This is a genomic window from Portibacter lacus, assembly GCF_021533215.1.
GTDB lineage: Bacteria > Bacteroidota > Bacteroidia > Chitinophagales > Saprospiraceae > Portibacter > Portibacter lacus.
In genome coordinates, this window is record NZ_JAJNKA010000012.1 from 13,302 (window position 1) to 33,626 (window position 20,325).

Genomic DNA, 20,325 nt, shown 5'->3' on the forward strand with positions numbered 1-20,325 from the left:
TTTAATTAATAAATAAGTATTTAAAAATTATGAACAAGGTTTTATATTTTACGGTTGGATTAATTTGTGTGTTATTTTCTTGTGAAGATATTTATGATGAGCATGCTGAATTTCGAGGAGAAGTAGTTTATCCAGCGAGATACGACACAATCATCGGTAACATCGGATATGAAAGAGTCGAGCTTGACTTATTTAAAGCAGGTAGAATTCCAAGTAGTCAACTCAATCTGGGTAAAGCGGTTTCTACAAGAATAGAGTATGAAGATAAAGAGATTCTCATTGATTCTTTAGTTTCTTACGTTAACATCAGTGGTCTGACACAGTCTAAGTTGTATAGATTTGATGTATTTACGGTTGATGAATTTGGAAACAATTCTGTGCCTCAGAATATAGCATTAATACCATATACTAATGAGGATCTAAATAATTTAGTAGTTGCTCCACCTAGAATTGTAGCATCTCCTTCTGCAGCTGTAGTAGAATGGCCATTAGGCTTGTCTTCTGTTCTGATGGAATACTTGAGTTTAGAATATTCGTACGTGGATAATGATGGTGTTACGAAAAGTGGCACAGCTGGAGAGACACCAAGATTCTTTATTGGAAACATAAAACCAGGTCAGCCTATAGATATTAATATGACTTACCATGTAGTTCCTAGAATAAACCAACAGAATATATTAGATACCATTGCTTTCGATGACGTAATTACGATTAATATGCCGCTGGAAACAACTGAGTTTTCACCTGCAGAAAGACAGATTCTAATTGATAATGGAATTACAACATTTACAGCTCAGGCGATTTCGTCAGTTGAAAAATTAGTGTATCCGGTTCATACCAATTCACTTCAAGATATTTTCTATTTTCCTAACATTAAAGAAATTGACTTAACAGGTGGAGATTTATTTGATCTTCCTAGTTTGATTTATGATAGAAATGATGTTGTAGATGAAGTAGGTGGCGGAAAGTATGTTCCATTTATCAAAAAATCAGGTGGAATTAGTGTAAGTGATTATCAGGTTTTAATCGATTTTTTAGATGCTGGTATTTTAGAGAAAGTAACCTATTATGCTAATTCTATGGGATTAGATGAAGCTCTTGCACCTTATGTGGAAACTGGAATAGTTGAAATTATCGAAAATCCAGCAGAGTCCTTAATTCCGAATGAATTCCATCTAGATGGAATTGTACAAGATCATAACTGGAGCGTGGAAGTGGATTACCCAGTTACAGATGCACCTAATCCGAATGGAGCAGACTTAAGTGAAGTGTACAAGGTAAACTTGAGAGCGAGGAATGCAACTTTTGTATTTGCATTGCCAGCGGAATATGAATTTAAAACGGATGATTATAAGTATTTGAAAATGTCAGTTCTTGCGCCAGAGAAATCATTTTTTGCTGGCAAGTTTGAGCCTTATCAAAGATTGTGGCCTAGATTTATGAATAACATGTGGTCATTCGGTCAGAATAGTAATTTTGGTCAGGAATATTGGGCTAAGGATCCATTTTATATTCCAGATGAGGCTTTGAATACTTGGCATGAAGTAACGATAGATTTAGCAGATGCAGTAGGAAAGCATAACAGAGTAATTGTTTTAAATATCGGGGGAGAGCCAGGAGGCATAGGAGACTGGGATCCACCTGCAGATATTGTTTACTACTTTGCTAATATGAGATTTACGAAGGAGTAGGATGATGAACCTCAGGCAGCATTGCGAGAGGAAATTAGACATTGGATTTTAGTCCGAGAGAAGAAATAAACAGATGGATTAGCATTCACAATTATATTAGGTGATTGCTAGTCCATTTCTATTTTATTTTCATTTGTAGAATTAAGATTTTCGACCCTGAGAGTGTAGCCCTAGAAATACATTTTATATTAATTGAATGTGGTTAATTTACTTCGTTTACTAGTTAATCGTAGTATTCGTACTCATAATTCGTGATGAAAAAGAGCTGGTCATTTACAAATTCCTTAAGCTCAATTACAAGACCACTTTCACCACGTTGCACTTCCATTTTATAGTGATCTCCTTGCTTCAGAAACAATTTTTCAGATAATCTATAACCCTGTTTTTGAACAAAAATCTCCTTTCCAGTAAATAGACCTTTTTCATTATAAGATTGTATCTGATTGAGTGCCCAATCTTTCTTTCCTTGTGAGACAAAGAAAGACATCGTATGAATAGATGGGTCAAATTCTATTTTAAGATTATTTTCTTTCGTTTTATTTCTTTTTCTCTTTCCATTGATCCACGTTTTGGATTCAGATTGTAGAATATGTTTACCATTTCTCATGGACTCTTTATATGAATATTCATATTTAAAGTACATACTAGAATTGGTTTTCTTCTTAACTTCTAAAGAACTGTCAAGAGAATCTTTATTATCGTGGAATGTTGTATCATATTTAGCAACATGATAAGCAACCAAAGGTTTGCGCTGTTTATCAAGATCGAAGGGAGGTTTCATTACCGCGTAGGTAGTAGGTGTGAATCCATTATCTAAAGTTTTATACAATTTATTATCATCTTCAGACCATACGAGATCGTAGCAATTTTCTATAAGATTACTTGGAATAGAAGTGCAGACACGAACCTTAGAATAAAGTGAACTGTATTGATAAGTGTGGGTTACTGAAGCTTGACCATCAACATATTGTGTATTGGATTGCTCACGACCATCCTTTCCATATGTCCTAATGACAATACCATCGTTTTGTAAAGAATCGATGGGACTTTTAAATGAAAGCGTTTCCTTTGCGACCTTATTTTTGCTAATGACTTCCATTTTTTGACCAACTGTAATAAAGTCAAAGGGTTTGGAATTTTGTGCGAAGCATAGATACGCATTGACAAGAAAAACAATAAAAATCTCATATTTTAGGTGAAAATTCATGTGTTTGAAGTATGAATTTGAATTATCGTATAGTCCTAAAAGTGTTTCCAGCCTTGAGCTTTCATTGTATGAAGGTTTCCACTAGTTGTTTTTAGCTTGATTCCACCTTCAGCTTCCACCATTTCTCCAATGATGAAAATATCATCCATTGTTCTCACTTTTCCTAAGTCGTTAGGATCTATCGTGAAAAGCAATTCGTAATCTTCGCCTCCGTTCAGTGCACAAGTCACTGGATCCAGTTGAAATTTCAATGCCATCGTTTCCGTATCTGGATGAAGCGGAATTTTTGATTCCTCTACGATTGCTCCAGTTTTCGATTGCTTACATAAGTGAAAGATTTCAGAAGCTAAACCATCTGATACATCGATCATAGAAGTAGGAATAAGTCCTGAATCTCGGAATGCTTTTATAATATCCCACCTTGCTTCTGGTTTTAATTGTCGACCTATGATATATTGCTGGTCCTCTAGATCAGTTTTCAAGTTCGGATCATCAAGAAACAATTGCTTCTCACGTTCTAGAATCTGGAGTCCTATATATGCTGCACCCAGATCACCTGAAATACAGATTAAATCACCTGCTTTTGCTCCATTTCTATACACTAAGTTTTCTTTAGGCGCACTTCCTATGGCCGTTACAGAGATAACCATTCCTTTCGGAGAAGAAGTCATGTCACCACCGACTAGGTCTACTTTATAATATTCGCATGCAGCCAATATTCCTGAATATAATTCATCTAATGCTTCTACTGAAAAGCGGTTAGAAATAGCAAGAGAAACCGTAATCTGTCCTGGAACTGCATTCATTGCATAGATATCAGATAGGTTCACAACAACAGCTTTATATCCAAGGTGCTTTAACGGACTGTACATTAAATCGAAATGTATTCCTTCGACTAGCATATCTGTAGAAACCACTGTCGTTAGATTATTATTATCGATCACGGCAGCATCATCGCCTACACCTTTCACGGTTGTCGGGTTCTGATCTACGAAGTATTTAGTTAAATGTTCTATAAGGCCGAATTCGCCAAATTCGTTTACGTCTGTTCTTGTTTCCATTTCTCGTATTTATTTTCGCCAATTTCTGGAAGAATTTCCTTAAATGCTTCCCACACAGGTTCATTAGGAATAGCAGCTTGTAATTTTATCAACTCATTATCGTAAAGAAGATGAAAAGACAATTTATAAGAATGAAGGTTGATGCTTCTATCCTTATTTCCTCTACGTGCACCATATTTCACATCTCCTTTAATCGGAGAACCGATAGATGATAATTGGGCTCTAATTTGATGAAACCTACCAGACTCTAAGGATACTTCTAGTAAGGTATAATTTTCTATTTTGGTCAATGTTTTATAGGTCAATGTTCCAATTTTCGCTTGCTTATTAGCTTCCTTGGAAATAAAACACTTTTTCAATTTTGTATCATGGTAGAGGTAATTCGTTAATTCACCTTCAGGTTCTTTAGGTGCGTTCTTAACTGCAGCAAGGTATTTTTTCTCGGATCCTTTCTGCGCCATTAATTTACTAAAATGAGCAGCTGCTTTGTTTTTCTTAGCAAAAACCATTACTCCACTAGTCGGCCGGTCAAGTCTGTGAACGACGAACAACTTCTTAGTGCTGAAAGCTTCTAACAATTTATGAAATGATTCACCATCGCTCAGGTCATCTTGAGCACTTATACCAGCAGGTTTATTAGCAATTAAAAAAGATGCATCTTGATAGATGATACAGTCTTGTATTTCTTTATTTGTCATTCTAATTCTTCATAATCTGTGAAATCTTCCAATTGCTCTTCTTTCACCCTTGGTTCAGGGAAATCACTTACCCTTTTCTTTCTTTGATCTTGCTTATTATAAAACTTATAAATAAAATAAATGATACCGATTAAAAGAATGTACTTCATAATGTAAATGATTGCTGTAAAGGTATAACATAAAAACTAGGTAATAACAATTTAGATTGAGAATGTTCATTCACCATAGAAACACAAAGTCCACAGATCCCTTTTATTGGAGACTGCGGACTTGGTTATATTATTCTTGAAACTTTGTTAAGCTTGTTGATGTCTTTTTTCTTACTGGACAACCACTTTTTTAGTAATAACACCTTCTTCAGTATTTATTTTAACGAAATAAACGCCTGATGGAATGTCAATGTTAATTTTTGAGCCTAATCGAGGAGTATCAAAATTAGAAACAATCTTGCCACTCACACTTAAAAATTGGATGCTGTTTATGTGTAGGTCGTTTTCTGAAGTGACCATAAAGTAACCATCGGAAATCAAACTTGGTTGAATAGAAAGATTACTTGAAATCGTATTTGCAACAGAAGATACACCTTCTAAAGCAACCACTACTTCACCGTCATCGCCTAGAACAACTTCCATTTCCGTGCTTTCTCCATCCTTGGTTACCGTAATTTTATGTGTACCTCTGAAGGCTCTTAATTCTGCAATACCATTCTCATTAGACTGAACCGTTTCATCCGTCCACCATTCTACGAAAACTTTATCAATAAAGGCTTGTCCGGAAGGCTTTAGATTCCAGTTCATGTCAAACATTGGCGCATTTCCTTTCCAGTGATTTCCATCCCAGAAACCCCACATGATGAATGCGTCCATAGATGGATGACTGAAGGTTATCGTCAAGAAATCCGCTAAGTATTTAGCCTGTATTTCAGGATCTACTAAGTCACTGATGTCATATTCTGTAACACTTTGCCGCGTACCATATCTTTCATAAAAATCATCGAATACACTCTTGATTTTTGGAATTGATGTCGGTGTGGAGCCAATGTGACCTTGGAATCCGATTCCATCAAATGGCTGATCACTATTATAAATTTCGTCTAAGTATTCTTTGTATCGGTTAACAACACTTGTACTTGTTCCGCCACCTGAAAGGACTACGTAGTCATTAATGTATAATTTTAGATCAGGATCTAACGTCCTAACATCCTTGATTATTTCTTGGTAAATTTCTCTGCCAGTTGTAAAGTTTGGATCTTCATCGAAGGCAAATTCCAGATCTCTATTTTGAGTAATTTCATTGAAAATATCCCATTCTCTGACAATAGGAGCCATAACAGGATGATTAATCATTTCATCAATTCTTGTCGCAATTCTATTTCTAAGATAGTTAAGATCAGTCTTGTTCTCTTGAATATCATCAGGCATTTTATCATATCCTGGCCAGAATAATGTGTGACCTCTCATTTGAACACCATTATCAGAAAGGTATTTTACGGCTGCAGCTGTTTGGTCAGGTGTACCGATCCATTCTTCTTCCCATCCGTCCCACTTCATTGCATTTTCGGTTACACCTGCATTGAAGCCATGACCTTTTCCATCTAGATCGAATATTTTGTTAACGTATTTTGAGTTATAACAACGATTTCCTTGAAACCTGCAAGTTACGAAAGCAGAACCAAATTGGAATTCATGAGATTGCATTTCCACGTGTACTTCTGCGTCAGGTAGTGGATTCCCATTCATATCTTGCACAAGAATTTTTAGATTTGATTTTCTTATACTTTCTATACTTTCTGCTGCTTCTGCTCTCCATGGAGCATCTTCTTCCACACCTTCATATCCACCGGTACTAAAGCTAGAAGGAACAGATTCTATGTCTATTTGACCAAAATTAAAAGCAGTAAATCCTGCTAGTTCGAAGTCTTGTGCAATGCCTGCTAAGTGAAAGCCTGCTACTAGTTTTGCAATACCATAATCTTTAGACGCAGTAATGGCAATGTAATATTGATTCCAGTCAGGTGAAAAGCTGATGGATTGGTAGAACTCCTTTTCATAAGTTCCAGTATCTTCTATAAAAAAATGGGTTTCAGAATTAGTACTTGACTTTCTGGCCCAAAAAGTGAAAACAAGCACATCATTCGTTTTCACACTTGTTTTACTATTAATTCCCGCACCGGAGTCCCAGGCATTAGCACCAGCAGTAGGAATGGAGAATGAAGTTTGACGTTCGAAGTCAAATCCTTCTACGGTTTTAGTGGAAATCGAAGTGGTTCCATATATATACATTCTAGAAAGATTAGCCGCTTCGTTATCTAAAAACAAATATGCTGGTGCTTCCAGATTATAATCTTCTTGAAAAGAAGAAAGTAGCTCAAGATGATAATTATCTTGTGTATAGGCGTTGCCTAAAAATAATAGGAAAAAAAAGGTAAGGATTCTACTCATTATTTGATTTTACATAAAAATAAGATGGATGCCCGAAAGCACCCATCTCTATTAAAAATTACACTTATTTAACAAACACTTTCTGGTAGAAAGCTTCTTTATTCGCAATGGTTATTTTTAGGAAATACATTCCTTCTACTAATTGATCAAGTCTTACTAATTTATGGTTACTACCTTTCGTTGCATTACCTAGAGACTGAACTTTAACAGTTTTTCCAGAAATGTCAATGAAACTTGCTACCATATTTCCAGCAACCTTAGCATCTAGTTCAAGGTAGAATTCTCCTTTTGCCGGATTAGGATAAACTTTAGCTGTTTTAACAACTTCCGTTTCTAATACACTAGAAGTAAGAGGTTCTCCGAATGAAATCCAATCAATTTCTAAGTCACCAGCATAGTTTCCTTCACCAGCATCAATATAAAGTTGGATATGTGAAATCCTTTCTGGATCTACATTACATGGACCACTTTCACAAGTAGTTCCGCCGTATCCACCATCTTTATATTTTCCTGTGAAGTCATATTCATATACTTCGAATTCAGTACTCAAAGTTTTCTCAAGTCCAGCTTGAGTTGTGTGGTAACCTCTATTGTCATTAAGATCTACTCTTAATGTTGTCGTATCTGTGCTAGCTTTCATTCTGATGAAAACTTTGTTATCGTTATTTGCAGCATTTACAATTAATGAATCTACGCCATCATTGATCGTATAACTAGTCGGCGCATAAGCACCAGAAGTTCCATCTCCAGATATTTTTAAAACACCATCTGTTGCACTTAATGCATTTCCTTCTCTTGTGCTTAAGAAAGCTAAGTCATTCGTCGTGAATTCCTCAGCAAAGTCATCTATACCTGCAGGACCTAGATCAACAGTATCCGTTTCTAGAGGATCAATTGTACTAATCCAGTCAATAGAAATCTCTCCATCAAACATGCCCGTTCCTGGCTCGATAAAAAAGCTAAAAGAACTAATTTTTGTTCCATCTACGGCACATGGTTTGTTTTCTTCATTACATGAAGTTCCACCATAAGCACCATCTGTATACGTTCCAGCGAAGTCAAACTCTATGATCTGATATTCCTCCGTTATAGAAACAGAAGTTGCTGGCTCAGTAGTTGCGAACCCATCAGAATCTTTTAAATCTAATCTTACTGTAACTGGAGTAGTAGATTTCGCTTTCATGTAGATTTTATCTGTAGGTGTGATGTCTAAGATATAATCTTCGAATGTCTCCGCATTGTGTGGTGTGTATACCATTGCTGCCCATGCAGATGAAGTTCCATCACCTTTCCATGTCATTACGCCTTCCGACTCTGTAATTTCTACACCAGTAGCCATTGTTATTTTAGAAATGTCTCCATCTTCGAATTGGTCCGCATATTTAAATTCTACAACTTCCTCTCCTAATGGCTTTCCGAAAGAAATGTAGTCAATTTCAATAGTTCCTGCGAATCCTCCATCTGCTGGATTAGGATATAAGTACATCGTCTTAATTGCAGTTCCATCTACATCACATGGACCACTTTCACAAGGAGTTCCTCCGTAACCTGCATCGGTGTATTGATTAGAGTAGTTAAGTTCGATTACTTGGAAGTCTGTGCTCAATACTCTTGTAAGAGAAGGTTGTGTAGTTGAGTAGCCTACTGAATCTAATAAGTCTACTCTTAGAAGTGTGTTAGGTTCTGTTGATCTTGCTTTAATAAATACTTTATTGTTACCAGTTGCATTAATTGCTATACCAGTTTCTTCATCATTTAAACTGTACGCGATGTTAGAATAAGCAACATCTTCTCCACTTCCTGTAATAGAAAGAATAGAATTTTCTACTGCTATTTCATATGTTCCACTAGAAGATACATAGTCAGTTGTTGCACTAAAATGATCTCCATATACTAATTCATCATTTGTATCTATGATCTCTAAAGCAGTTCCTACAGAAATATAATCGATCGATACTTCTCCAGCGAATGCTTCAGTTCCTGGATTAATAAAGAAGATCATATTTGCTATTCTTTCTGGGTCTACATCACATGCTGGTCCGCCTTCTGTACATCCTGTTCCACCATAAGCTAAATCTTGGTAAGAACCTGCATAGTTGAATTCATATGTCTCAAATTCATCAGTGATTACTTGAGTAATACTTCCTCCTGTTGTTGCAAATGAATTAATATCTTGGACATCTATTCTAATCGCAGTACCAGGAACTGTAGATTTCATTCTCACAAATAGTTTATTTTCACCATCAGCAAGAGAGATATCTACGGTGTCTTTTGTTGCTGGATTAAATGTAAGCATACTTACTACATCCCACATTCCATTAGTACCGTCACCTTTGATTTTCCATTGAGAATCTTCAAGGGTATTCGTGTAACCAGTTGCTTCAGTCATGATAAAACCTCTATCTTCTGGATCATCAAAATGTACTTGAAAAACATCTGACATAGGACCCACTTGAGGTTCAGAACCTACAGAGATGAAATCTAGAATCACAGTACCAGCGAAGCCTCCTTGATCAGCATTGATGTAAAATTGGAATTCAACGATTTTTGTTGGATCTACATCACAAGGCTTTGTATCTTCAGTACATGATGTACCTCCATAACCTCCATCTTGAAGTTTTCCTGAAAAGTCAAATTCATAAACGGTGTAATTAGCAACCATAAATTTGTTAAGACCTGCAAGAGAAGTGGTATAACCATCAGCATCTTTTAAATCCAGTCTAAGCTGAGTCCCGTTATTACTCGCTTTTACTCTAACATAAATTTTGTTGTTTCCTGAAACATCCAGTGCAGTAGGTACTCCGTCTGCATCTCCTGGAAGGTAAGCGAAGATGCTGTATGCTCCTGCTGTACCGTCCCCTGTAATGGTCCATTCTCCATCAGCAACGGAGCTAGTGTAACCATCACTTAACCAGAATTGGCCTTCAATGTCTTCATCGAATTGCTCGATATATTCCTGACCAAATGTCATAAAACACATGGATAGGAATAAAAGTGTAAATGTAATCTTATTCATAATTAATTTAATTGATTTGAACGAATTTTAAATTGTCAACATTAACCTGAAGCCTTTTAGTTACTCCTAGTTCGTTGTATAAATGTAATTTTATGTTTTTTATTTTACTGGGGTCAATGCTTGCGCCTGAAACGTCGTTGAACCTGTTTAAAGGCACACTAAATTTCTGCCAGCCATCCCAATCCACATGAATTGTTTCTGTGAAATCATTAGGGGAACCTCCTCTTTCTGTAAGCACGATTATCAGATAAGTATCTTTCGCATTGTTGCTATTAAGATCCATTTCGAAGAAGGTGTTATTAATGTTGCTCTCGATATTGAACACATCGAAAACATCCACATCATTCGCATTGCTTTCAGTTCCTCCGATCCATATAGATCCTGGGTCTACACCTGATATTTTAAGGAAATTACCGTCTATCGGCGCTGGATTCGACTGATGAATAGCGCTTCCTGCATTCTGGTCTATGTTTCCGTAAAATAACCATTTATCTGTTTCTGAACGAACGCCATTTCCATCAAAATCATTGATCAGTATGTTTTTCGTCGTAAAGAATACTTCAGATGTATAAGCATCTCCTCCATTTGCTTTAACTTTTAATCTACCCTTTGTAACACCAGCAGGAACTTCTACTTTAATGGAATCAGGAGACTTAAAAATGATGTTTCCTGGAATACTATCAAAAAATAGTACTTCTAGCGGTTCGAAAAAATTCTCTCCTTGAATGGTTACAATATCTCCAGTATTAGCTGAAGTAGGTCCGAATTTTGTAATTTCTGGTGGCTCTAAAGTCACTCTGAATGGGAAGTGTGTTTCACCGTCCAAGGTAACGATCTTAACCATGTTCTCACCTAAGGGTGCCTTTTCAGGAACTCTAAATAGTAGCGCCGTCTCTGTTCCATAAGATGGATTAAAATCAGCAGGCACATCATCATTAAAGTTGATAGCGATCACATCATCAAAATTCATTCCTTCGACAACTATAAGCGTCTCTTCAAACCCGAAATCTGGTTCAAAAGTAGTAACTACTGGAGGTTCTCCTTTGCCACAGCTGATCAGAAGAACAAGTAATACGATATAATTTAAATTTTTAGTCATATTAGTACCCTTCATTTTGTGTTAAATTTGGATTAATCGCCAGTTCCTGTGTTGGAATAGGGAATAGTATATTGTGATCTTGCATTTGCTTTCCATGAAGTTGCATTGTTTTCTGGATATTTCCTTCTCTGAGCAAATCGAACCATCTATGATTTTCGAATGCGAATTCTAGTCTTCTTTCTTTGTACACCATTTCAGTTGTAATGACTTCTTCTTTGCTTAAGCCAGCTCTTTCTCTTACTTGATTAAAAGCACTTACTACTTCTGGCGTGACACTTAATCCACCATTTCTTTTGCAAGATGCTTCTGCTAACATGAGTAGAACATCAGCATATCTAATGACATGGTAATTCTGAGGTGTGCTCATAAAGCAGACATCATTTCCTCCACCGATTACATATTTCTTTATGTTCACTTGTGCTCTAGAGGCTCCTTGAGATGGGTATTTATATCCTCCTTCAGAAGGGTTTATCATTGGATACTCATCTCCCGCAGTCATAATCGAATGGTACTTTCTTAAATCCTCCGATTTGAAAGCATCCTTAATCGTTGTTCCCGGATTATCTATCGTAGGTGCTGTAGGAATCTGAGATCCCCATCCATCAGAATTTTGCGTAATTCCTTGTCCCCATGGAGCGAAGAAAGCTTGTAGCGCATTTCCTGTTCCAAGTGGTCCACAACCGACGTATTGCACTTGCCATATAGCTTCTGCATTGTTATCGCTGACATCTCTAAGCCAGTTATCTGCAACCGGCACTAACTTATACTGATTCGAATTGATTATATCAGTACATAGTGTTATGCTTTTATCATATTCCCCTGTAGTTAAGTAAACTTTAGAGAGGATTGCTTTAGCTGCGTAAGATGTTGCTCTACCCATGTCAGATGAAGGTCTAGTGTCAGGCAAGTTTTCTGTTGCAAACAATAAATCGTCTATGATTAATTGGTAGACTTCTGAAACAGGCGATCTCGGTATTAAAAGATCTTGACCTAATTCTGGAAGTGTGGTAACAATAGGAACATCGCCATAAATCCTGACCAAGTCAAAGTATGAAAATGCCCTCATAAAATATGCCTCTGCTAGATATCCAGATTTTATTTCTTCATCCATTTCAATTCCAGGAACATATGTTAAAACTTGATTCGCTAATGTGATCAGTTTATAGTGTTGCTGCCAATATTGAGTATTAGGTGAGTTATCAGCGCTAATCGTAAAATTGTCTATCGGTGAAAAATCTGGATCATTTCCACCTACTGTGGTATTATCGGTAGGAATTTCAGTAATCATCCACGATAATCCAAACCAATTGATACTTCCTGTGACAGAATACATCGATATAGTAGCAAGATTGGCGTCTGAAGCGGTCTTGTAAAAATTACCTTGTGTAATTTGGTCTAAAGGTTCTTTATCCAAAAAATCTGAACAAGAAACACTTAAAAAGACTAGACTTAATATTATAAGTTTTCTCATTTCTTAAAAATTTATGTTTGCCCCACAAGTAATAGACCTTCCGACAGGGAATCGGCCATTATCTACACCATTAATAAGTGGGTTTTGATTAAAGGATCCAATTTCAGGATCATAGCCTGAATATTTAGAAAATGTAAATAAGTTTTGGCCACTAGCATATAGCCTTATCAGCGATATTTTATACTTATTCGTAAGTACTTTGGGTAGTGTATATCCAATGCTTGCATTTTGTAATCTGATGTAAGACCCATCTTCTACAAACCTAGAAGAAATCCTTCTGTTTGAATTAGGGTCATTACCATTTGCTCTTGGAACTTCTGCGTCTAAGTTGTCAGTAGTCCATCTATCCAGAACCACTTGTGATTGATTAACCCAAGCTCCAGTTCCTTCTATATCTCTTGCAAGCATATTAAATACTTCATTACCGTAAACACCGCGTATGAAAATACTAATGTCAAAGTTTCCAATATTGATATCGTTAATAACATTTACCGTGAAATCAGGATGTGGACTACCTATAAATGTTTTATCAGCATCATTTATAACACCATCACCATTTATATCTCGAAATTTAATGTCACCAGGTCTTGTACCTGTTTCTTGGAAAGGCGCTTCAGCGATTTCTGATAAATCATTAAAAATCCCATCAGCAATATGGCCATAATATTGACCTATAGGAAGACCTTCTACTGTTCTGGTAATAGGAAGTTGTTGGATAATACCCGTTAAAGAACCAGTAGAGCCAAGATTAACCACTTCATTTCTATTGATAGAGAAGTTTGCAGAAGTTTTCCAATTCGTTTTTCCTGTTAAATTTTGAGTGTTTAATGTTAATTCTAGTCCATTATTTCTCATCTCTCCTATATTGATAAATGGAGGATTTAAACCTCCCGCTGTCGCAGGCAAAATCGCTGGCAAAAGCATATCTCGAGAAGTTTTATTGTAAATGTCTACGATGAATTCTATTCTATTGTTAAAAAGACCTAAGTCCATTCCGAGGTTGAACTGAATAGAGCTTTCCCATTTCACATCTTCATTCGCAATGTTATCTGGTGCAAATGCAGTTAATAATTGGTTACCGATTACCGCATTAGTCGCTCTTAAATTAGAAGCAAATGAATACAATCCGATTTCCTGGTTTCCTACAGCTCCATAACCGACTCTAAATTTCAAGTTAGAAAGTTGCTTAACATCCTTTAGGAAATTTTCTTGAGAAGTTCTCCATGCGAATGCTAAAGATGGAAATAAACCATACTTATTATTCGCTCCGAATCGGGACGAACCATCGGCTCTAAGTGTACTTGTTAATAGATAGCGATCTGCGTAACCATAATTCAATCTCCCGAAATATGATAGTAACGCCCAGTGTCCAGCTCCTCCGTTCACTACTTGTGTACCAGCATCTCCTAAGTTTAATTCCATAAGATCATTCGATGGTAAGTTTTCTCTCGAAGCACTTAACCATTCATAAGTCCCTTCTTGAGCTTCGAAACCTGCCAAAACTGTTACGTTGTGATCTTTCGCTATGGTTTTCTGAAAAGTTAACAGATGTTTGTTAAGCCAGTAAAGACTGTTGTTGTTATTTCTTCTAACTTTTGATTTTCGGCTTACTGTTCCTCTATCGTATGCTGGCCAGAATGTATTATGGTTAGTATACAATACGTCTGTAGCTAACTCCATTCTGTATTTTAACCAACTCGTTACATCGAACTCAGCATAAATACTTCCTAGAAGTCTAGATTTTCTATTGATATCTTCTATTTCTACCGCGTTAGCAAGTGGATTGTCAAACTGGAGTACAATGTTATTCCCGTCTGGTGGAGCACCAAAATTACCGTCCAATGTTTTCGCAGGCACTAATGGTGGAGTAAGTAAGGCAGTGTATATAACACCATTACTATTATCATTAAAGGTTATGTTCTCCTTCGTTCTAGAAGCTAGAATATTTGCTCCAATTCTGACCTTCTTATTAAATGAGTGATCAACGTTTAATTTGGTTGAATTTCTTGAAAAATCAGATCCGATGACGATTCCATTTTTCTTATGAACGCCAGCCGTAAAAGAAAATCTTGTTTTTTCAGAACCACCTGTTAGTGAGAACTGATTATTACGCATAAATGCATTCCTGAAAATAACATCCTGCCAGTCCGTTCCAGGTCCTAGTAAATCTAGATTCTCAAACTCTTCTACATTTGTTCCAAGCCCAATATCTTGAAGATACTCTGCATATTGACGCAAGTCCATAACAGGGATCGTCTTATACAATTGTTGCATTCCGACATAGCTGTCAAACGAGATAGTCTGAGAACCACTAGTTCCTTTTTTCGTAGTTATTAAAACAACTCCGTTAGCGGCTCTTGCTCCATATATTGCAGTTGCTGATGCATCTTTTAGGATTTCTATAGATTCAATGTCATTCGGATTAATCGTTGTAAGTGCACTGCTATATTGTCCACCGCCATCTCTTTCGAACGTTGCCGATGTTCCTTGATTATCATTTACAATCGGAATTCCATCTATTACATATAATGGCTCTGCAGTTAAAGTAGATCCCGTTCCTCTAATTCTTACACTCATTCCTCCACCTGGAGCACCACTATTCTGTGTGATAAAAACTCCAGCAGATCTACCTTGTAATGCTTGTTCTAATCCAGTAGAAGGCAGTTGCTCTAACTCTTTTAGGCCAATGCTAGAAACAGCACCTGTAAGGTCACTTTTCTTTTGCGATCCGTATCCTACGACGACTACTTCATCCAGTATTTTAGCACTTTTAGAAAGAAAGATGTTCATCTCTCCAGCGCTTTTTGCAATTACTTCTTTAGATTCATAACTGATATAACTAACATCTAGGACTGCGCCTTCTTCTACTGTCAATTCATAGTTTCCATCTATATCGGCGATGGTTCCTTGTTTAGTTTTCGCTTCTATGATATTCGCTCCGATTAAAGGTTCTCTTGTTTCGGAATCCATGATGACACCATAGATTTTAATTTTTTCTATTTTCTTAATTTCAGTTGTCTTGTTTGAAATAGAAGTCGAACCATCTTTCTTTAGTTTAATGACATAAGTCTGGTCGTTTAATTTTTTATAATCTAGTCCAGTTGTTTTTAGAACTTTCTTCAGAATTTGGTCAATAGGTTGGTCGTAAGATTGTTTTTCTACCATTAACTTGTCGACTTGTTCCGCGTCGAAGATTATTCCTACACCATAATGTTTCGAAATTTCATTAAGCAGATTACTCAACTTAACTTTTTGTGTGTCGTTTTGGGTAGAAACATATGAAGTTTTACCTAAGGCGAGGGAGATATTTTGAGAACTACTTATTAAGCCTAGAAGGATTAATAAAAATATATTTTTAGTAATTTTTTTCATACTATTTTAAAACGATTTTACCATTTTGATGAATGAGTCTAATGTTATATATCTCAGCTATTGCATTAAGAAGTAATAGCGGATCATTTTGATTTATGGTCGTTGTGATTTTTCTGTCCTTTAGTTTGGGGTTACCAAGGCTAACATCTAATTCATAAGAATTATTTATAGTATTAATTACCTCCTGTAGGGGCATATTTTTAAAAGCCAGCGAATTTTTCATCCAAGAATCAAAAATTTGGATATCATTATTGGATTGCATAGCTACTTGGCCATTAGATAAAGTAAGCAAATCACCAGGTGCCATTTCAAAGGTTCTGTCATTGTTCTTGAAATTGATTTTGCCTTCTTCTAGAATTACTCGAGTATAGATGGAATCTGACTTAACAAGAAACTTAGTGCCTAGTACTGTAATGGATCCATTCGGCAGATTCACAATGAATGGTTTACTTTTAGTAACTTCAAAGTAAGCTTCCCCGGTTAACCAGAGTTCTCTTTTTTTACTACCACTCCACGATTCTTTGTAGGTGATGGTTCCTCCCTTTCTTAGATGAACTTGGGTTAGATCAGAAAGGTGAACTTCTAAATTCTGAAAAGTTGCTTCTTTCGTGATCATTGGGTAATCCTCCTTTAAGTACTGATTAAAAACAGCTACTGTTCCTAATGCGAATACAAAGACAGCGCAAATTTTCAAAAGAGGATAAATTTTTCTTTTCAAAAGTGATGGCTGTGTTACCTTGCTCTTTGGCGTGAACATCATTACCAAGAATTTAGCGTCCATTATTTCATCTTGCAAATGGGGATACCTTTTTATAATATATTCCCATTTTTTAACGGAGGATCTAGGACTTCCCTGACAGTATTCCTGGAAATCTTCTTTTGCAGCAATCTCTTCTGCAGTAGAATTTTTTCTAATAAAATGCTTTTTTCGTAACATTACTATTATAGAGCATCTCAGAATTGTTTTTTACTATAGAATCAAAATTTATTTTGTAGATAAATTTAGTAAGCTTTAATAAGTCTTTGTTTATAGCCGTTTCAGCGAATAATATTTTTTAAGAGCTAATCTGGCTTCGAGGAGGTTCTAATCGTGTAGTTATAGCTTGTAGATGTGCTACTTGTACTAGAAATAGTATAAGAGTTGTTGCTAAGCTTAGGATCTTGATTTGGACCTTGCTTAGGAAGTGACTTCGGAAGTGGAGTGACCACTTTCTTCAGTCGGAAGTGAATATTTATTTTTTTCTGAAAACCAATCTTTTTCTTGTACGACTTCGGAACTTCATATTTAAGATTAGAAACTATTCTGATAGCTTCTTCATCACATCCATGACCGATACCAGAAATCACTTTTACACTATGTACTTTGCCCTGATAATTGACATGAAACTTTAGATTGACCGTCCCTTGGATTCCTTCTTTTTTCGCTAATTCAGGATATTGTAATTCATTTTGTATAAAGCGTTTTAAGGCCTCCATGCCGCCTTTGTAAAACGCTCTTTGTATAAAATGTTTTTCTTTTTTTGATCTTTTCAAGTTTCGTTATTAAACATCAAATTCAATGGTATCTCCAGTATTTAAATCATCATCCTTTTTTGGTGGATCTACACTGCCGAATAAGTCAACCTGCTTCGGTTCTTCTTCAGATTTATTATCTTCAGATGATGTATCTTCTACTATAATTTCAGGGGAAATATCTTTGGTCGATAATAATTTATAATCTCCTAATTTATTTCCAAGTGCCTTCCATCCTTTAATATCGATAAATTCTTGAAGAACAAGATCTTCTTCGAATTTCTCATTTTGGGACTTATAGGTATAATGTAATGTTGCTTGAGGATGAGTACTTACATAGAATAGTTTAGAAGACCTATGTTCTGTAATAAAATGGAACCTTGTGGATAAGGTAGAAGTTTCAATCTGAAACCGCTTCACCATAGTCCATCCTTTTTCACCTTCATAATAAACGACACTTACGGGAGCATCCGGATTAAATTTCTCGATGATTTCTAACTCTTTTACATCATACTTAAGAAATTCGTCTGGCTCCTTAAGCTCGTAACTTCCATCTTTGTAAATAGCTAAAATTAAGTCTCCAGTATCAAATTGACCTAAATACTTACCTCTTTCTTCTTTATTAAGTCTTCCACTTACTTCGTCCATGTAGTATTTCAATGCACCTAACGAAGATTTACCAACTTCAATTTGCGTAACTTTCTTAATCGGATATTTAGTAACGATATTTCCACCTGCTCCTCTTCCTTTAATCGCAATATCATTAAAATCAAATTCGAAAACCTTCTTTTTCGCACTACAACCAGGAGAAAGTTGAACAGAAACGGTTTCTATTTCACCATTAGGATTGCTTGTAAAATATAAGACTTTAGAACCTTCGCCGCCTTTTGTAAGGTCGTATGATTTATCACGTGTGATGCTCTGAACTTGGAATCTTTTCGCCATGGTACGGCCCGTTTTCGAGTCCACATAGAACATATTATAGGTAGTCCGGTCATCACCTTTTTTCCATACGGCTGCGTGGATGATATTCTTCCCTACGAATACTTTATCACTTACTCTTGAAACCTGGAAGCTTCCATCTTTCTTGAATGCAATGATGTCATCGATGTCTGAACATGGTCCGATAAATTCGTCCTTCTTTAATCCTGTTCCAACGAAACCTTCTTTGTAATTCACATACAATTTCGCATTATTCGCTACTACCTGACGTGCTTCTATCGTTTCTAAAGTGGTAATGGTTGTTTTTCTTTCTTGATCCTTGCCATACTTAGACAAAAGTCTTTCGAAATAAGCGATCGTATATTCCGTCAGTGTTGCAAGATTCTGCTCCACCTCACTAAGCTCTTGCTCAATATTCGCGATCAGTTCGTCCGCTTTGAACGTATTAAACTTAGAAATTCTCTTGATTTTTATTTCGGTCAATCTAAGAATATCGTCTTCCGTAATATCTCTTGTTAATCTAATCTTCCCTGCAGGATCGGCATCCGTCATTCCAGGTGTGATGATGTATTTCTTAAGTCCGACATCGATTGCTTCGATAACTTCCTCCCAAGTTTCACACTCTTCTATATCTCTGTATATCCTATTTTCAATAAAGATCTTCTCAAGACTAGCAAAATGCCATTTTTCTTCTAGTTCACCCTTACGAATTTCCAGCTCTTGTCTAAGTAAGTCCTTAGTGTTAAACGTCGAAGTCTCTAGAATTTCCTCAACGGTTAGGAAATGGGGTTTGTTGTCAATGATTACACAAGCATTAGGTGAGATACTTATTTCACATAATGTAAATGCATATAAGGCATCCATGGTGACCTCAGGAGAAACGCCTGAAGCTAATTCTATTAAAACCTCTACATCTCTTGCGGTATTATCTATAACCTTCTTGATTTTTATTTTTCCCTTATCATTCGCTTTGATAATACTGTCTATAAGGGAAGTTGTTGTGGTTGCATAAGGCAACTCTTTTATCGCAAGGAAATTTTTATCTGTTATTTCAATTTTAGATCTTACTTTAACTTTTCCACCTCTTTTCCCGCCATTGTACTCTGAAACATCTATCGATCCGCCTGTATCGAAGTCTGGGTAAATGTTTACTTTTTTCCCTTGAAGAATTTTTATAGAAGCTTTTATTAATTCGTTAAAATTGTGGGGAAGAATTTTTGTAGATAATCCTACTGCAATTCCATCAGCTCCTTGTGAAAGAAGTAGTGGAAATTTAACTGGAAGGTTAATCGGTTCTTTATTTCGACCGTCATAACTTAATTGCCAGTTTGTTGTCTGGGCATTGAAACCAACTTCTAGGGCAAACTTTGTTAATCTTGCTTCTATATACCTTGCTGCGGCTGCAGAGTCACCAGTCCGAGTATCTCCCCAGTTACCTTGGCAATCGATCATCAAGTCTTTCTGCCCTAGCTTTACAAGTGCATCTCCGATTGCTGCATCACCATGCGGGTGATACTGCATAGTGTGTCCGATGAGGTTAGCTACTTTATGATAACGGCCATCATCTTTTTCCTTCATAGAATAAAGAATCCTACGCTGAACTGGTTTCAGACCATCATTAATCGTAGGAATTGCTCGTTCTAGGATTACGTAAGATGCGTAATCCAGAAAATAATCTTCATACATTCCTGAAATAGAAACGATATTTTCATCAGAGTTTGCTTCGCCTTTAAGGTTACCGTTGTTCTTATCTTCTTCCATACTTGCTTTAGTGGTAGCTGCAAAAATATGAAAGATTATTTACATATATTAATT

At 36.2% G+C, this 20,325-nt stretch carries 13 protein-coding genes; 1 reads left to right on the top strand and 12 read right to left on the bottom strand.

The genetic code is table 11. From position 1 onward, the window contains the following. The first annotated feature begins 29 nt into the window (after positions 1–29). A complete protein-coding gene (locus L2586_RS18165; RefSeq protein WP_235294364.1) occupies positions 30–1,691 on the top strand; it encodes a DUF4998 domain-containing protein in 1,662 nt (553 codons plus the stop codon). 223 nt (positions 1,692–1,914) lie between these two features. On the opposite strand, the gene L2586_RS18170 is transcribed toward L2586_RS18165, so the two are convergent. The 12 genes from L2586_RS18170 to L2586_RS18225 all read right to left on the bottom strand — a co-directional run bounded on the left by L2586_RS18170 (position 1,915) and on the right by L2586_RS18225 (position 20,271). After that, the gene (locus L2586_RS18170) at positions 1,915–2,898 is read right to left on the bottom strand and encodes a hypothetical protein (RefSeq protein ID WP_235294365.1); all 984 of its coding nucleotides are present in this window, start codon (positions 2,896–2,898) and stop codon (positions 1,915–1,917) included. Positions 2,899–2,933: 35 nt separating this feature from the next. Then, positions 2,934–3,959 (bottom strand): thiamine-phosphate kinase, encoded by a 1,026-nt coding sequence (thiL, locus tag L2586_RS18175; RefSeq protein WP_235294366.1) that lies wholly within the window; start codon positions 3,957–3,959, stop codon positions 2,934–2,936. Next, the gene (locus L2586_RS18180) at positions 3,938–4,657 is read right to left on the bottom strand and encodes an RluA family pseudouridine synthase (protein ID WP_235294367.1); all 720 of its coding nucleotides are present in this window, start codon (positions 4,655–4,657) and stop codon (positions 3,938–3,940) included. Before L2586_RS18180 ends, thiL begins: the two co-directional genes overlap by 22 nt. Then, positions 4,654–4,806, bottom strand: coding sequence for a hypothetical protein (locus L2586_RS18185; protein WP_235294368.1), 153 nt, complete (start codon positions 4,804–4,806; stop codon positions 4,654–4,656). The genes L2586_RS18180 and L2586_RS18185 overlap by 4 nt, the downstream gene beginning before the upstream one ends. Positions 4,807–4,977: 171 nt before the next feature. Continuing rightward, positions 4,978–7,098, bottom strand: coding sequence for an endo-1,4-beta-xylanase (locus L2586_RS18190; RefSeq protein WP_235294369.1), 2,121 nt, complete (start codon positions 7,096–7,098; stop codon positions 4,978–4,980). Positions 7,099–7,162: 64 nt separating this feature from the next. After that, positions 7,163–10,114, bottom strand: coding sequence for a T9SS type A sorting domain-containing protein (locus L2586_RS18195; RefSeq protein ID WP_235294370.1), 2,952 nt, complete (start codon positions 10,112–10,114; stop codon positions 7,163–7,165). 7 nt (positions 10,115–10,121) lie between these two features. Further along, positions 10,122–11,228 carry an IPT/TIG domain-containing protein gene (locus tag L2586_RS18200; RefSeq protein WP_235294371.1) on the bottom strand — a complete coding sequence of 369 codons (1,107 nt, stop codon included), beginning with the start codon at positions 11,226–11,228 and terminating at the stop codon, positions 10,122–10,124. Beyond that, complete coding sequence (locus L2586_RS18205; RefSeq protein ID WP_235294372.1) at positions 11,215–12,684, bottom strand: RagB/SusD family nutrient uptake outer membrane protein; 1,470 nt, start codon at positions 12,682–12,684, stop codon at positions 11,215–11,217. The genes L2586_RS18200 and L2586_RS18205 overlap by 14 nt, the downstream gene beginning before the upstream one ends. 3 nt (positions 12,685–12,687) lie before the next feature. Then, the gene (locus L2586_RS18210; RefSeq protein ID WP_235294373.1) at positions 12,688–16,056 is read right to left on the bottom strand and encodes a SusC/RagA family TonB-linked outer membrane protein; all 3,369 of its coding nucleotides are present in this window, start codon (positions 16,054–16,056) and stop codon (positions 12,688–12,690) included. Between the two features lies 1 nt (position 16,057). Then, on the bottom strand, positions 16,058–16,993 hold the full coding sequence (locus tag L2586_RS18215) for a FecR family protein (protein WP_235294374.1): 936 nt from the start codon (positions 16,991–16,993) through the stop codon (positions 16,058–16,060). A gap of 125 nt (positions 16,994–17,118) precedes the next feature. Beyond that, the gene (locus L2586_RS18220; protein ID WP_235294375.1) at positions 17,119–17,589 is read right to left on the bottom strand and encodes an energy transducer TonB; all 471 of its coding nucleotides are present in this window, start codon (positions 17,587–17,589) and stop codon (positions 17,119–17,121) included. 9 nt (positions 17,590–17,598) lie between these two features. Further along, positions 17,599–20,271, bottom strand: coding sequence for a DNA gyrase/topoisomerase IV subunit A (locus tag L2586_RS18225; protein ID WP_235294376.1), 2,673 nt, complete (start codon positions 20,269–20,271; stop codon positions 17,599–17,601). Positions 20,272–20,325 lie beyond the last annotated feature (54 nt).